Annotated in this window: 12 protein-coding genes and 1 pseudogene; 6 read left to right on the plus strand and 7 right to left on the minus strand. The window is 31.0% G+C overall.

Annotation, left to right across the window (positions count from 1 at the left end; translation table 11 throughout):
* Window positions 1-610: 610 nt before the first annotated feature.
* Window positions 611-1,711 carry a DNA polymerase III subunit beta gene (gene dnaN / locus WBAF_RS01165; protein WP_121463259.1) on the minus strand — a complete coding sequence of 367 codons (1,101 nt, stop codon included), beginning with the start codon at window positions 1,709-1,711 and terminating at the stop codon, window positions 611-613.
* Between the two features lie 58 nt (window positions 1,712-1,769).
* Window positions 1,770-3,038 (minus strand): annotated as a pseudogene (gene dnaA / locus WBAF_RS01170) (chromosomal replication initiator protein DnaA).
* Window positions 3,039-3,732: 694 nt separating this feature from the next.
* On the opposite strand from dnaA, the gene rpmH reads away from it, so the two are divergent.
* The 5 genes from rpmH to mnmE all read left to right on the plus strand — a co-directional run bounded on the left by rpmH (window position 3,733) and on the right by mnmE (window position 7,579).
* Window positions 3,733-3,876 carry a 50S ribosomal protein L34 gene (gene rpmH / locus WBAF_RS01180; protein WP_121463260.1) on the plus strand — a complete coding sequence of 48 codons (144 nt, stop codon included), beginning with the start codon at window positions 3,733-3,735 and terminating at the stop codon, window positions 3,874-3,876.
* Window positions 3,877-3,884: 8 nt separating this feature from the next.
* Window positions 3,885-4,244: a ribonuclease P protein component gene (gene rnpA / locus WBAF_RS01185; RefSeq protein ID WP_121463261.1), complete on the plus strand. Its 360-nt coding sequence runs from the start codon at window positions 3,885-3,887 to the stop codon at window positions 4,242-4,244.
* Window positions 4,208-4,468: a membrane protein insertion efficiency factor YidD gene (gene yidD / locus WBAF_RS01190; RefSeq protein ID WP_121463262.1), complete on the plus strand. Its 261-nt coding sequence runs from the start codon at window positions 4,208-4,210 to the stop codon at window positions 4,466-4,468. The genes rnpA and yidD overlap by 37 nt, the downstream gene beginning before the upstream one ends.
* Before the next feature lie 2 nt (window positions 4,469-4,470).
* A complete protein-coding gene (gene yidC, locus WBAF_RS01195) occupies window positions 4,471-6,102 on the plus strand; it encodes a membrane protein insertase YidC (RefSeq protein ID WP_121463263.1) in 1,632 nt (543 codons plus the stop codon).
* Window positions 6,103-6,208: 106 nt separating this feature from the next.
* Window positions 6,209-7,579, plus strand: a complete 1,371-nt coding sequence (gene mnmE, locus WBAF_RS01200) for a tRNA uridine-5-carboxymethylaminomethyl(34) synthesis GTPase MnmE (protein WP_439952276.1) — start codon at window positions 6,209-6,211, stop codon at window positions 7,577-7,579.
* A gap of 740 nt (window positions 7,580-8,319) precedes the next feature.
* Here the strand turns inward: mnmE and WBAF_RS01205 are convergent.
* From WBAF_RS01205 to serC, 5 genes are all read right to left on the minus strand, one after another.
* Window positions 8,320-8,499 (minus strand): Trm112 family protein, encoded by a 180-nt coding sequence (locus WBAF_RS01205; RefSeq protein ID WP_121463264.1) that lies wholly within the window; start codon window positions 8,497-8,499, stop codon window positions 8,320-8,322.
* A 710-nt stretch (window positions 8,500-9,209) separates the two neighbouring features.
* The gene (gene ihfB / locus WBAF_RS01210) at window positions 9,210-9,488 is read right to left on the minus strand and encodes an integration host factor subunit beta (RefSeq protein WP_121463265.1); all 279 of its coding nucleotides are present in this window, start codon (window positions 9,486-9,488) and stop codon (window positions 9,210-9,212) included.
* A gap of 58 nt (window positions 9,489-9,546) precedes the next feature.
* Window positions 9,547-11,211 carry a 30S ribosomal protein S1 gene (gene rpsA / locus WBAF_RS01215; RefSeq protein ID WP_121463266.1) on the minus strand — a complete coding sequence of 555 codons (1,665 nt, stop codon included), beginning with the start codon at window positions 11,209-11,211 and terminating at the stop codon, window positions 9,547-9,549.
* Window positions 11,212-11,336: 125 nt separating this feature from the next.
* On the minus strand, window positions 11,337-12,023 hold the full coding sequence (cmk, locus tag WBAF_RS01220; RefSeq protein ID WP_121463267.1) for a (d)CMP kinase: 687 nt from the start codon (window positions 12,021-12,023) through the stop codon (window positions 11,337-11,339).
* Window positions 12,024-12,809: 786 nt separating this feature from the next.
* Window positions 12,810-13,898 carry a 3-phosphoserine/phosphohydroxythreonine transaminase gene (gene serC, locus WBAF_RS01225; protein ID WP_121463268.1) on the minus strand — a complete coding sequence of 363 codons (1,089 nt, stop codon included), beginning with the start codon at window positions 13,896-13,898 and terminating at the stop codon, window positions 12,810-12,812.
* A 615-nt stretch (window positions 13,899-14,513) separates the two neighbouring features.
* Between serC and mutH the strand changes: the two genes are divergently transcribed.
* Window positions 14,514-15,236 carry a DNA mismatch repair endonuclease MutH gene (gene mutH, locus WBAF_RS01230; RefSeq protein ID WP_121463269.1) on the plus strand — a complete coding sequence of 241 codons (723 nt, stop codon included), beginning with the start codon at window positions 14,514-14,516 and terminating at the stop codon, window positions 15,234-15,236.
* Window positions 15,237-15,754 lie beyond the last annotated feature (518 nt).

Raw genomic sequence — 15,754 nt, forward strand, 5'->3', positions numbered from 1 at the left:
ATTGATCTTCTGCTAATTTATTTTAATCTGTACATTAATAATTTTGACTACACTCGTAATAATATATCTTCATAAGCACAGTTTACAGCTATTTTAAATATTTTTTATAATACCTGCCTGCATACAATATAACTAGCTCGTAATTCACTTAATAACTTGTTACTTGGTGCTATATTACGTTGCTTTAATAGTAGTTAAATTTTTTACTACTAAATTTAAAAAGAAAAACTTAGTTATATTTAGGTACATCCTGTAATAATATCAAATAGTCATAATTTATTAATTGAATTGGTAAAATTTTATGCCCATAACTACCATTAATACGAACTTTACTTCCACCATGACGATATTTAATTAGACCAAAAATGAATTCCAGCGATTCTTATTTTAAACAAGACGACTATATAAAAAAATTATTTTATCGATGAAAAATAATACTTGCTGCTTGAATGCTAAATCTGATATCTAGATAGTTTAAATAATACTTGTTTTTCTGCTGCAATTTTGGCTAATAAAAAAATTGAAACCAGTTTATAATGGTAGATACAAACTTTATATATGACGAAAGTACTTGGATAAGGATCTGAGAAAGCATTATATAATTTTAATATTACAATCGCATTGGCATAACAATATAAGCTGCCGCATTATTATTTACATCTTCGATTTGTATGCTTGAATTTGAATTAGTCAATAGCAAATTAACTTGCTCACATTTTAGTGTATTTAATACATCTAGTATATAATTTACATTAAAACTGATTTCTATCATCAGGCTTTGATAATTAACGTCAATAATTTCTTCTGATTCTTCCTGTTCAGGATTATTTGCGGTAATTCTAAGTTTATTTTTACTTATATAGAGGCGTACACCACGAAATTTTTCATTTGATAAAATAGATGCTCGGGAAAATGCTTGTTTTAGTTTATTACAATCCGCAGTCAATGTTTTATCTGGATTTTTTGGTAGAACGCTTCGGTAATCAGGAAAATGACCATCAACTAGTTTTGAGGTAAAAATAAAATTACCAACATGAGCTCGAATATTATTACTACCAATCTGCAACTTAAGTGAGTCGTCGCTACTATCCAGTAATCGCATAAATTCTACCACCCCTTTGCGAGGAACAATCACTGAATGAGTTGGTAAATACTTATTAATATTAAGTGAACAGACCGCTAATCGATGGCCATCAGTAGCGACTGTGCGTAATTCTTGACCTTCAGTTTCAAATAGCATGCCATTAAGATAATAGCGTACATCTTGATGTGCCATTGAAAATTTGGTAGCCTCAATTAGACGTTTTAATGTAGTTTGAGGTAGTTCAAATTCAACTTTACTTTTCCAATTATCTAAGTTTGGAAAATCAGCTGCCGGTAGAGTTGAAAGCGAAAAACTGCTACTGCCTGAACGCACTAGTAAACGTTCTCCTTCAAAAGTAACTTTGATTTCTAATCCATCAGGTAACCCACGCCAGATATCGTAGAATTTACGGGCAGATACCGTGATTGAACCATCTTCACTTGGTTGTGTTAGTATAACTTTAGCTACCATTTCTACTTCTAGATCTGTACCTGTTAATGAAAGTATTTTTTCACTTACTTGTAGTAATAAATTACCTAAGATTGGTAATCTTGGCCGACCACTAAGGGTGCCACTAACTTGTTGTAGTGGTTTAAGTAATTGTTCACGTTTAATAGTAAATTTCATATTATTAGTATGATAGTGATTTGATTAAGTTAGAAAAATACTCTTTGATGTCATGATTTTATTCCCGCAATTGCTCTATTTTTCTACAAGTATGCAGTACTATTATATGATATATTACACCAAAAGCATCACCAATTTTAGGCAAACTATTGTTTGTCAGTTCTTTTTTTTGATAATGACATTGCAATTTTACGCGCCACAGAATGGGAACGGCGCTTGGATAACAAGTCAGTAATTTTATAATATTCAGCAACTTTTTTTATACTATCTATAAAGCTTATCTTATAATCATAGTAGATCTCATAGTACTTATCTAACAAAATCAATGGTAATTACACCACTAGTAAAATTATTATTAGCTATAATTCTATTTATAGACCCTTCTACTTCTAGAATTTTTGATCTTCAACTGTTAGCAATAAAAAAAAATAATTTTTCAGTTACTTGGATCTTATTCTTATCCGCTTTTTTCATTATAATAGCAACACGCGTTTATAATTCAGGTAGTTAGATCGCAACTGTCAATCAGCAGCTAAAATGAAATTAATCTTTAACTCCATTTATTTCTTTAGGATAGCGATCTAAAGTTAGAATTATTTGCTAATTACCTTCTAGTAATGCATTAAAGGTATGAAAAAATTATTCTTGAGAATATTCTTTATTAGCAAATAACTGAATTTCATCAATTAATAATGCATCTACCGAGCGATAATAAAGTTTAAAATCTTCAATTGCATTATTTTGTAAAGCTTTTACCATATCTTGGACGAAACGCTCAGAATGCATATAAACCACTTTTGCATTAGCTTTGTGTGCTATAATATGATTACCTACTGCATGAAATAGATGAGGATTACCTAATCCAGTGACACCATAAAGAAAAAGTGGATTATAAGCACCTCCAGGATTTGTCGCTACTTGGCTGGCAGCGGCACGAGCAAGCTGGTTTGATTTACCTTCGACAAAATTATTAAATGTATACTATACTTAAGATTCAGATTTAAACGATAAGCTATTTCAGGTTGAACTTGTGTATTATCCCAACTAGGGCCTATTGTTGAATTTATTGACGTAGAAATTTTTTTCTTTGTTGTGGTATGTGTTGAAGTTCCACTTTTTGTTATTTGCTTTTTATTACCAACTTCAAATTTCAAGGCAGGCATATCTGAACTACAAAAATAACTTAAATATTATTGATGTATTTATCGCTTAACCAATCTAATACAAAGCAGTTAGGTGCATAGAGTGCCAATGTATTATCACTCAATTCTGCCTGGATAGGGCGTATCCATATACTAAATTCTGTGGCAGCTAACTCATCCAGCAATCGGGCAAGACATTACTGCCAAAGTAAAAATGACACGAAGGACTCACCTAAAACAAGACTAATGAAAAATTATTAAATTTTATAGGTAATAAAAAAATTTTTTTCTTTAGAAAAGAATTTACAGAAAAAACTATACCATATTCTACAAAATATTAAATAATAACGCCAAATCTAAATAAGATCTTAACTGTTTTACATATAGTTAACCCTTTTTATCCACAGAATTTAGAATTAAAATATATAAAATTAATAAGGAAACAAAAATAATACTAGCACATATGTTAGGTATAACACCAAGTAACAGATAACTTTAAAGCAAATTTTTGATTAATTTTTATTTTAAAGCTAAACATTTTTGATCTTTTCATCATTCTTGAGATTAATATGATAATCTATCTTATTTTGCACCTTATGTGTGATATCGTTATTTTTATAGTTTTTAGTTAGTGCTTGTTCTTGTTCAGAAAGTAAAAAAAAATATATTATTAGTTTAAGTTTTATCGTAGCTAATTGCTGAGAAAAGCGTTGAATTTATCTACTGCATTGCGTAATGCTCAATATTTTATTATAATCCGGCTTCTTTACTAGATTTGTGTTGTTACAATTGGATATATCAGTATTGTTTGTTCTACTGAACATCCATGAATTTCCTGAATAAATAATAACTATTTTGTTAAGTTAGGTAGAAACCGCTATGAAACGTACTTTTCAACCATCCGTATTAAAACGGAACTGTTCTCACGGTTTCCGTGCTCGTATGGCCACTAAAAATGGTCGTCATGTTTTGGCTCGTCGTCGTGCTAAAGGCCGTGCTCGTCTGACCGTTTCTTCGAAGTAATAATAAAAGTGGTTATACTTACTTTTCCTAGGGAATTAAGATTATTAAATTCCAGACATTATGATTATGTCTTTCAGCAGCCACAATGGGCTAGTTCTCTAGGAATTACTATTCTAGGACGTCTCAATAAACTATGGTACCCACGTATTGGTCTTCATATCACAAAAAAAAATGTTAAACTAGCACATGAAAGAAATCGCATTAAGCGATTAACGAGAGAATATTTTCGTTTACATCAGCATGAGTTACCTTCAATGGATTTTGTGATCTTAGTAAGAAAAGGGGTTGCTGATTTGGATAATCAAAAAATAACCAAAATTTTAGGTAAATTATGGCGTCGTCACTATCGTTTGTATTGCGGCTCTTAATATTGATAATAAGATGTTATCAATTGATAATAAGTCCATTATTATGGCATCGTTGCCGCTTCAAACCTACCTGTTCAAAGTATGGTATCGAGGTATTATATCGATTTGGATTGATAAAAGGTAGTTGGTTAATGATGAAACGCCTATTAAAATGTCATCCTTTACATATAGGCGGTTATGATCCTGTTCCACCTAGACAAAATGTCTATAATAGAGAACATTAACGATGGATTCGCTACGTAATCTTTTATTCATCTCTTTGCTATTTGTTTCGTTTTTAATTTGGCAAACATGGGAAAGTTATAAAACACAACCTATAAATAATGATCAAATAGTAAAACAAATAAATATGTCAAGCTATAATAACAAATCTGCTCATGAGCAAGCTAAATTTATTACAGTAAAAACTGATGTGCTTGAATTACATATCAATACCCGTGGAGGTGATATTGATCAAGCTGCGCTATTGCATTACCCTAAGAAATTACACTCATCTGATCCTTTTTGTTTATTGAAAACTAGCAAAAATTTTATTTATCAAGCACAGAGCGGCTTAATCGGTGAGGATGGTCCGGATGATTCTGGATATAATAATGGGTTGCGTCCTTTATATCTCTCAACTAAAACTAGTTATGTGTTGCAAAATGGAAAAGATGAACTGCGTGTTCCTCTTATCTTTACTGGTAAAGATAGCGTAGTTTATAAGAAAATATATCTATTAAAACGTGGTAAATATAATATTTCTGTTGAAAACAATATTGCTAATAACAGTAGCAAACCATTAACGCTAGCATTTTTTGGTCAGTTAAAACAGACAGTAGAACTACCAAAAGAGCGTGGGACAGGAATTCATAATTTCCCCTTACATACCTATCGTGGTGCAGCATATTCTTCTGATGAAACGAACTATAAAAAATATAGTTTTAGTGATATTACTAGTAATAATTTAAATATTAATACTAAAGGTGGTTGGATTGCAATGTTGCAGCAATATTTTGTTACTGCATGGATCCCATACTATAAAACCCAAAATACCTTCTATACAATTGATTTAGATAAAACCATTGGTATTATTGGCTATAAGAGTTCACCGATAACAGTAGCTGCTAATAGTAAAATAAATTACACTTCAACTTTGTGGTTAGGTCCTGAATTACAATCTGCAATGAAAACAGTTGCACCACATTTAGATTTAACTGTTGATTATGGTTGGTTGTGGTTTATTTCTCAACCTTTATTTAAATTATTAAAATTTATTCATGGTTTTATCGGTAATTGGGGCTTTTCTATCATTATTATTACTTTTATTGTTCGCGGTATTATGTATCCATTAACCAAAGCACAATATACCTCAATGGTAAAAATTCGTCTTTTGCAGCCCAAAATTGTTGCGATGAAAGAATGTATTGGTGATGATAATCAACGTATGAGCCAAGAAATAATGGCTCTCTATAAAGCAGAAAAAGTTAATCCGTTAGGTGGTTGTTTGCCTTTATTGATTCAGATGCCTATTTTCCTCGCTTTATATTATATGTTGATGGGTTCTGTAGAGCTACGCCATGCTCATTTTATTGGTTGGATCCAAGATCTATCAGCTCAGGATCCATACTATATTCTCCCATTGTTAATGGGTTTAACGATGTATCTTCTTCAGAAGATGTCGCTAACAACATTCACTGATCCGATGCAACAGAAAATCATGAACTATATGCCGGTTATTTTTACTGTATTTTTCTTTTGGTTTCCTTCTGGTTTAGTTTTATACTATATCATTAGTAATCTTGTGACAGTTATCCAGCAACAAATTATTTATCGTGAATTGGAAAATTGTGGCCTGCATAGTAGCGATAAAAAATAATTTGTAGGTTTTTTTCTTTTTTATTAAAGAAATAACAAAATAGAGAATTGATTAAGGCGGTCTAATGACCGCCTTAATCATATTTACTGTAAGAATTGAGAGTGAAATGAGCATATATATTAATGATACAATTATTGCACAAGCAACACCACCTGGACGTGGCGGTATTGGTATTTTGCGAATATCAGGGCCAAAAGTTATTGAAGTTGCTAGTATTGTTTTAGGCAAATTACCTCAGCCGCGCTATGCAGATTACCTGCCTTTCTATGATAATAATGGCAAAGTGTTAGATCAGGGAATTGTACTCTATTTTCCTGCTCCTAACTCATTTACTGGTGAAGATGTTCTTGAATTGCAAGGACATGGTGGGCAAGTGATTATTAATTTATTACTTAAGAGAATTTTAACTATCAATGAAATCAGGATTGCCAATCCAGGTGAATTTTCTGAACGCGCTTTTCTTAATGACAAAATAGATTTAGCTCAGGCGGAAGCTATTGCTGATCTAATAAATGCGAGTACTGAACAGGCGGCACGTTCAGCAGTAAATTCGTTACAAGGTGTTTTCTCGCAACATATCTACGAAATAGTGGAAGCCCTTACTAACTTGCGTATTTACGTTGAAGCGGCAATTAATTTTCCAGATGAAGAAATTGATTTTTTATCTGATAGTAAGATAGATTCAAAATTGAATGATGTGATTGCCCATTTGGATAGTGTGCGTTTACTAGCTTATCAAGGTAGCCTATTACGAGAAGGCATGAAAGTTGTGATTGCAGGACTACCAAATGCCGGTAAATCTAGTTTATTAAACGCGCTATCTGGTCATGAAACAGCGATTGTAACAGATATTGCTGGTACAACCAGAGATGTATTACGTGAACATATTTATATCGATGGTATGCCATTATATATTATTGATACAGCTGGTTTACGTGAAGCAATAAATGAAGTTGAGAGAATAGGTATTGAGCGTGCATGGCAAGAAATAGAGCAAGCAGATCATATATTATTTATGGTTGATAGTACGACTACAGAGGTAATTGAACCTGATCATATTTGTCCTGAATTTATAGCTAGATTGCCTAAATCTTTACCTATTACGATAATTAGAAATAAAGTTGATATTACTGATGAACCAATAGAGCTAAAAAAGATTGGTAATTATTCACTTATCCGCCTTTCAGCATATAGCAAAGAAGGTATTGATTTATTACGTAAACATTTAAAAGAAAGTATTGGGTTTAATCATAATATTGAATGCGGATTTTTAGCTAGACATCGTCATATTCAAGCGCTTAAAGTAGCAGCTGAGCATTTACAACAAGGTTATCAACAATTAGTAGTTGGTCATTCAGGTGAGTTATTAGCAGAAGAACTTCGTTTTACTCAACAAGTATTAAGTGAAATTACCGGTGAATTTAGTTCTGATGATTTATTAGGTCGTATTTTTTCTAATTTCTGTATTGGAAAATAAGACGTGGATTACATATGTTGATATCGGCTGTTTTTTCTAAAAATGAAAATTAAAGTTATGTTAAACAATAATTAGCGACTATCAATATGAATATTGAAATCTATAACTGCCTTATGTATTCAAGGTTAAAAGTTATATTAAGTCATCCTCATATTTTTACTGTGCAAAAGCTCATAAGTAGCGATAAGTCAATATATAATTAGAAAAATAAAGTAAAAAAATGAGCAGAAAAAAATCATTACTCAGTCAGTATTCAGTAACTAAATTAATTTTAACTAGCTTGTCGGTAATAATTTAATGATTAATGCTTAATAATCCACAATATAGCGCTAATATTAGAAGCAGCTATAATTAGCTTAACTAAATAAATTCATAGATTCTCAGAATAAGCTTTTAAAGTAGACATAATCTTTGGATTATCACCATATGATATTTGGTACTTAACTTAACTAAATGCATTGCTTTGTTTAGATATTACGATTTTTATAATAGCCTGATTAAATGCTTGATATAGATCTCTTATTCGGGTAGCTAATGTTGCTATGCCTACGTTATTTAGCATTAGATTGCTAGCTAATTTATTAATTATTTATGGGGGTATTAAATAATAATTAATTAATGATAAAATTTATATTTTTCAATAACTTAGGCTAATATTTCAGTGCATTATTAGTTTGCAAAATTTGTTATGAAGATTTCTACGCTTTAACAATATCAAATACTACCTTACTATTAACACGTTACTTTTCTTCATCTAAAGGCCACTTACGAGCTTTATCTTTTAATAATACCGGTATATTATTACGCACAGGATAAGCAATCTGATCTAATTTACAGATAAGCTCTAAATTTTTTTTATCATAGGCTAGTTTTCCATGACAAATAGGACAAGCAATTATATCAAGTAGACGGTAATCCATATATTCCTCATCAAAATTAAAAACATAATTTCTGATGAAACTAGAATAGCATAAGCATACATTATCGTTAACTTTAATATCTGCTCTTTGTCAGTAATGTGATAAATTAGAAAATAATATTAGCTTAAAATTTATAAGTGATGATATCAGCCGCATCAATGCTATAACTAAAAATTCAACACATTCGCCTCATTTTTGCTATTCTTTTTTGGTATTCTGAACATAGATATCTTTCCAGCAATTAACAGTAGAGATAAATCCATCGCAATATTTTACCAATTTTATACGACAAATTTGTAATTGAAATGTTTTAATAAAGTTTATAGCTAAATTATTAATACATTTAGTTAAATAAAATTAATTCACCCAAAATAAAAAAACTACAACTTATTTATTGGGTAATTGAGATAAAAAAGTATTGGTCAATATTTTTCACAGAGCTTATTAGAGAATTGATATTATCAAAAAAGAAAAATTATGTGTTATATAAAACACCTAAATAATATTTATCTCCTTTTTACTATTTTAATTTTTTGTGAAATGATTACTAACTAATTTGAGTTAATAAAGTTTATTTTTTAGAAATATTTATTATATATTAATAATAAAGACCGGGTTTAGTAAATTTTAAATTATAACTATAAAAATGGTCTCTTAATTAAGACACTATTTTTGCAAAAAAAATAAATTAAATTTTTGAATTTTTATGCCTAAATATTAACCCGATTGCGTAATTCTTTACCAGGTTTAAAATGAGGAACATGTTTTTCTTTCAAATTCACTTTGTTACCTGTTTTAGGATTACGACCAATACGTGGTGCACGGTAATGAAGAGAAAAACTGCCGAATCCGCAGATCTCAACACGCTCTCCCTTAGTAAGGGAGATTGCTATATAGTCAAGCATTTCTCTCACACCAGCTTCAATAATTTTACCTGGGATATGAGCTAATTGGTTAATAAGTTTTTCAATCAATTCATACCTTGTCATAGTGCACATCCCCCTAAACTACCGTTACGGGGCAACAAAAAGTTACCCTATGATTAAATTATTCGCCTTTAGCTGCTTTGAACGCTTCTGACATAGCATTATTTGTGAGATTAGTATCTTCCTGCTGGTTTACAGAAGCAATGGCATCTTCTTCATCTTTTGTACTAACAGACAAGATAATGATACGGTTTTTGCGATCAACACCAGTATATTTAGCTTCAACTATATCGCCAACTTTCAATATTTGAGCAGTAGTTTTCACGTTATCACGTGAAGCTTCGGATGCACGTAAGTTACCTTCAACACCAGCCGCTAACTTAATTGTGGCTCCTTTTACACCAACAGCCACTACTTTACCAGTAACGATAACACCTCTCTTATGACAAGACAGATAATTATTAACTGGATCTTCTACTAACTGTTTAATACCTAAAGAAATACGTTCACGTTCAGCGTCAACTTGCAAGACAACAGCAGCAATTTCATCACCTTTCTTGTATTCACGAACAGCTTCTTCACCTGGAACATTCCAAGAAATATCAGACAAATGAACTAAACCATCAATACCACCATCTAAACCTATAAAAATACCAAAATCAGTAATAGATTTTATTTTACCTTCTACCAGATCATTTTTATTGTGTGTTTCGGCGAATTGCTTCCATGGATTTACTTTACACTGTTTCAAGCCTAATGAGATACGACGACGCTCTTCGTCAATATCTAGAACCATAACTTCAACAATATCACCGATATTAATAATTTTAGATGGATGAATATTTTTATTAGTCCAATCCATCTCAGAAATGTGTACTAAACCTTCAACACCTTCCTCAATTTCAACAAAACAACCATAATCAGTAATATTAGTGACTCGTCCTGTTAGCTTAGCGCCTTCTGGATAACGTTTAGCAATAGCTATCCATGGATCTTCTCCGAGCTGCTTCAAGCCTAAAGAAACACGTATACGCTCAAGATCAAATTTTAATACTTGAACATTTATTTCATCCCCAACATTAACAATTTCACTTGGATGTTTAATCCGTTTCCAAGCCATATCAGTAATATGTAATAAGCCATCAACACCACCTAGATCAATGAATGCACCATAGTCAGTTAAGTTTTTAACAAGACCCTTAATTTTCATGCCTTCCTGTAATTTTTCAAGTAAGTAATCACGTTCTGCACTACTTTCAGATTCAATAACAGCACGACGTGAAACAACAACATTATTACGTTTCTGATCTAATTTGATTACTTTTAACTCAAGCTCCTTATCTTCTAGATTAGTTGTATCACGAACTGGACGAATATCAACCAGTGAACCTGGTAAAAATGCACGAATTCCTTTTAATTCTACCGTGAAACCACCTTTCACTTTGCCATTGATAATACCCATAACTGTTTTAGTATCTTCATAGGCTTTTTCTAACATTAACCAAGCTTCATGACGTTTCGCTTTTTCTCGAGATAGGATAGTTTCACCAAAACCATCTTCTACTGCGTCTAAAGCAACATCGATTTCATCACCAACTTGAATTTCTAGCTCACCTTGCATATTTTTAAATTGTTCTACTGGAATAGCTGATTCTGATTTCAGACCGGCATCAACTAACACGATATCTTTATCAATAGCAATAACAACACCACGAACAATAGCTCCTGGACTGGTTTCAATACTCTGTAAAGATTCTTCAAAAAGTTGAGCAAAAGATTCTGTCATAGTAATATTTTACAATTTTAAAATTTGAACTGCCATTCAACATCCGGCTAAATGGGGTTATTTAAAATAACTTGCAAAAATCATTTTTGCAAAGCCCTACTTAACTTAACACAAATTCAGCTCTATCAAATAGTATGATAATATTTGTTTTTTATATAAGCAAGTGTCTGGTTAATTACCACTTCAATAGACAAATTTGTTGAATCTAGGATCAATGCATCTTTTGCAGGTATCAATGGTGCAATGATCCTATTACGATCACGATAATCGCGATCTTTAATATCAGTTAAAATATTGCTTAATTTAACATTAAAGCCCTTTTCCTGCAATTGTTGCATCCTTCTACGAGAGCGCTCTTCTGGTGTGGCATCTAGAAAAATCTTTACCGGTGCATCCGGAAAAACTACGGTACCCATGTCGCGGCCATTAGCAATCAAACCTGGTTTAGTACGAAATGCTCTTTGACGAAGCAATAATGCTTCTCTAACGCGAGGAAAGGTTGCGGTAATAGATGCGGTATTACCAATAACTTCGCTACAAATTTCATTACTAACATCTTTTCCATCAAGCATAACAATTAATTTTTTTTCTCTTGGTTTAAAACAGACACAAAGATTAGCTGCTAATAGCGCTAATACTTCTTCAGATTTAATATCAACATGATGATGTAACGTTGCTAAAGCTAGAACACGGTAAATGGAGCCAGAATCAAGTAACTGCCAACCTAGTTTATTTGACAATGCTTGACATAATGTACCTTTACCTGCGCCACTTGGACCATCAACCGTAATAACTGGTGGTAAAAATATCATTATACTCCTCCTTTTAAATAAAATTATATTTTTAACAAAAATTTTATATCAGGATAATCAGTACCCTACTATATTTAATTAATTTTATTAAGGAAAATAAAGAGATGTTTAGATCACATTTAACTTTACAGAAATAATACTCATCTTTCAGTATTATGATAATATTACATACGCTAGTATCTAGAATTTAATTCTTCTAGCTGAGGAAAATAGTTTAGAAAAGGATTGGTGGTATAATTTAGATCTAAAACTTGTCTATCTAACAAATAGAAAAGTTAAACATATCATTCATCCTATGATCATTATAAATTTTTATTTCGGCATACTATAATAATTTAGGTGGTGAAATACGAATATAGTTCCGTCTTTCTTATACTTTATGTTAATTCTACCTCCATCGCAGTTAATAAGTTATTTTTAAACCACTAGTTATAAATATTATGAATAATAAGTTCAAGCTGATAGAGCGCTTTTCCATTCGCGGCGTAGCTACCCTAAAAAATATTTATTTTAGTAAAATATTATTTATATAATAAGATTATGTAATAACTGATATTTGATACCAAACTAGCAGTAATATTATTTAATACAGTTTTACTTTACGTTAATGTTGATTAGAAATATTTTCTAGCTAGGGAGATTGACAGTACTTTCAACGTAAGAAATGGGTTGTATTGTTAAAGCTGGTATTTACAGTAGATTATCAAATAACAAAGTTTAATAAATTAGTTACATCATATTTATACCAATTTTATTGGTTTATACGATCTGAATTATATAATTAATTTATTTATTTTGATGTTCAAAATAAATCATAAAATCAACGAGCTTCTGCACACCAGCCAAAGGCATAGCATTATAAATTGAAGCACGCATGCCACCGGCTGTTTTATGTCCTTTTAAAAAAAGTAACCCTTGTTGTTCTGCAGCTTTGATAAATTTATTATCTAAGTTAGGTTTTACTATTTGGAACGGAATATTAGTTAACGAACGATTAACTGGATCTATTTGATTAATATAAAACTTGCTGTTGTCAATAACATCATACAGTAAGCGGACTTTTTCTTGATTACGTCTTTCTATTTCTTGTAATCCACCCTGCTTTTTTAACCATTTTAATACCATACCTGAAAGATACCAAGCAAAAGTTGGTGGTGTATTATATATTGAGTTATTTTTCACTAATATCGTATAATTAAGGATTGAAGGTGTTTCCTTTCTCGCTCGCCCTAACAAATCATCCCGAATGATAACTAATGTAATGCCTGCTGGACCAATATTTTTTTGCGTACCGGCATAAATAACACCAAAACGGCTAACATCAAGTGGTCGCGATAAGATCGCTGAAGAGTAATCAGCAATTACAATTTTTTTATCTGAAAAATTTGGTAGTGTATGAATAGCAATACCATCAATCGTTTCATTCGGACAATAATGAATATATTTAGCACTATTTGTTAATTGCCACTGATCCATTTGTTTTACGCTTAAATAAGCTGATTTTTCTATCCTAATATCAATTTCATTAACAGTACAATATTTTTTTGCCTCTTGCGCCGCAGACTTTGCCCAATAACCGCAAATTATATAGTCAACTGTTTCATTAGGCTGAAATAAATTTAATGGTAAGGAGGAAAATTGCCCACGAGCTCCACCGTGACAAAAAAGGACTTTATAGTTTTTAGGTATCTTGAGTAATTCTCGTAGATTTTGTTCAGCTTGTTTGACTATCTCTATAAATGCTTCACTACGGTGGCTGATTTCCATCACTGAAACACCCATCGCGTTCCAATTACAAAGTTCTTGTTGTGCACAATGTAACACTTCTACCGGCAACATGGACGGACCAGCGCTAAAATTATATACCTGACTCATCACTAACCTTTATTGATCTAATTAATTTGGTTTATTATTTCACTATAGTTAAGTTTAAACATTGCTGCTGAACAGCTGCAATAATTTAATTTTAAATTGTGTAAATAAAATCACTGGCCTGCAAACAGCAGTTATTAGATAACAAATTAATAGTTATTAAACATTTTAGTTATAACTCCTGTTGAAACACTACTAGCATGCCTCTATGCCTAGTTTTACTACATCAGCTAGTACATCAAAAAATTTTATACATTTAAAAGTTACTTACCTACTAACAATATCATTAATATCCATCATACATAGATAAATGACTTTGCTGGTAGTACTGATATATTTTAATAATTATGATTACCTGTTAAATATAATAATAAGACTTCTAAATCATCCTGTTAAATTTTTAAATTAGACCAGTAAAGGTCTTTTATTATAGTTATCTTGTGTAATTATGGATAACTAACTATAGCTAATATCTTATTTATTACCTATTATATTAAGTTCATAACATAAAAAATATATGGAATTTTGATAAAATAAATTCATTTTCAATGAATTATTATTAAATATTTTTACTATGTGTATAAATTTAATTGATAATTCTTTATCAAGGTATAAATTATGCAATTTTCTCATCTTTACCATGAAAATGAACAAAGCTTACTGAGTAAAGCCAAAAACCTAGCTGGTTATACAATGGCTGAACTAGCTTATTATACAGGTATTGCAATCCCTAAAGATCTTAAAAATGCTAAAGGTTGGGTAGGTCAGTTGTTAGAATATTGTTTAGGTGCAAATGCTGGTAGCAAAGTAGAACAAGATTTTGCTCATCTTGGTATTGAACTTAAGACCATCCCTATTAACCACTATGGTAAACCATTAGAAACAACTTTCGTTTGTGTGGCAGCCTTAACTGGTAATAGTGGAGTAACCTGGCTTTCTAGTCATGTACGTAATAAGCTATCACGAGTTTTATGGATACCTATTGAAGGTGAGCGTCAAATTCCATTAGCAAAGCGAAGAGTAGCTTCACCACTACTTTGGAGTCCAAATACAATTGAAGAGCAATTGCTTAAAAGAGATTGGGAAGAGTTAATGAATATGATCGTATTAGGTCAGGTTGAAAGTCTTACCGCCAGCTATGGTCAGGTACTACAAATACGCCCTAAAGCTGCCAATAATAAATCATTGACCAAAGGAATAGGTAGACACGGCCAAATGATAATGACGCTACCGCGTGGATTTTATCTTAAGAAAAATTTTACGGCTCTAATACTGGCACATCATTTTAATTTGCCTTTACAGAGTGAAGATAGTTTATTGAATTGTCAACTGATTATGTAACCATCTATTTCCTTGTTGTTTTTATTCAAAAGTTGTTATTACTATTATATTGATAAATATCTTTAAATTTATATTATTCTAAAGTGGAAGAAGATCTAAATAAAATTATTTTATCATCAGGCTATTAAAATAATTTAAGAAAAATTAATTGGATTAATTTAAATTAGTAAATCTGTGATCAACACAAATAAATCAAGCTTAAAGAGGCGCTCTTTTCTTTAATATTAGGCTAATTAATATTTTTTTTATTGTGAATATATATTCAGATAATTTCCTGTCATAAGAAAACATAAATTTAAATTAATTGCATAACTTAACTAATATTAGTAAAAGTTTCTTTTTAGCATAAAAATAAATAAAAAGGTGCCATAAATAGCACCTTTTAGTTGTAAAATTATATATATTGATGAACGTTTTTTGCTCTTCTGAATATAAAGGATATTATAGTTCCCATTAAGGCAATAATTTGTGATTTATCATAAGCTAGGGCAACGTTTATAATATTCATGCAAACTATA

It is taken from the genome of Arsenophonus endosymbiont of Aleurodicus dispersus, assembly GCF_900343015.1.
Lineage (GTDB): Bacteria > Pseudomonadota > Gammaproteobacteria > Enterobacterales > Enterobacteriaceae > Arsenophonus.

Bases quoted from the DNA above. Each gene is read 5' to 3' on its own strand.
- yidD (WP_121463262.1), top strand. From the start codon at position 4,208: ATGGCGTCGTCACTATCGTTTGTATTGCGGCTCTTAATATTGATAATA.
- yidC (WP_121463263.1), top strand. From the start codon at position 4,471: ATGGATTCGCTACGTAATCTTTTATTCATCTCTTTGCTATTTGTTTCG.
- mutH (WP_121463269.1), top strand. From the start codon at position 14,514: ATGCAATTTTCTCATCTTTACCATGAAAATGAACAAAGCTTACTGAGT.
- rpsA (WP_121463266.1), bottom strand. From the start codon at position 11,211: ATGACAGAATCTTTTGCTCAACTTTTTGAAGAATCTTTACAGAGTATT.
- mnmE (WP_439952276.1), top strand. From the start codon at position 6,209: ATGAGCATATATATTAATGATACAATTATTGCACAAGCAACACCACCT.
- serC (WP_121463268.1), bottom strand. From the start codon at position 13,898: ATGAGTCAGGTATATAATTTTAGCGCTGGTCCGTCCATGTTGCCGGTA.
- WBAF_RS01205 (WP_121463264.1), bottom strand. From the start codon at position 8,499: ATGGATTACCGTCTACTTGATATAATTGCTTGTCCTATTTGTCATGGA.
- rpmH (WP_121463260.1), top strand. From the start codon at position 3,733: ATGAAACGTACTTTTCAACCATCCGTATTAAAACGGAACTGTTCTCAC.
- dnaN (WP_121463259.1), bottom strand. From the start codon at position 1,711: ATGAAATTTACTATTAAACGTGAACAATTACTTAAACCACTACAACAA.
- ihfB (WP_121463265.1), bottom strand. From the start codon at position 9,488: ATGACAAGGTATGAATTGATTGAAAAACTTATTAACCAATTAGCTCAT.
- cmk (WP_121463267.1), bottom strand. From the start codon at position 12,023: ATGATATTTTTACCACCAGTTATTACGGTTGATGGTCCAAGTGGCGCA.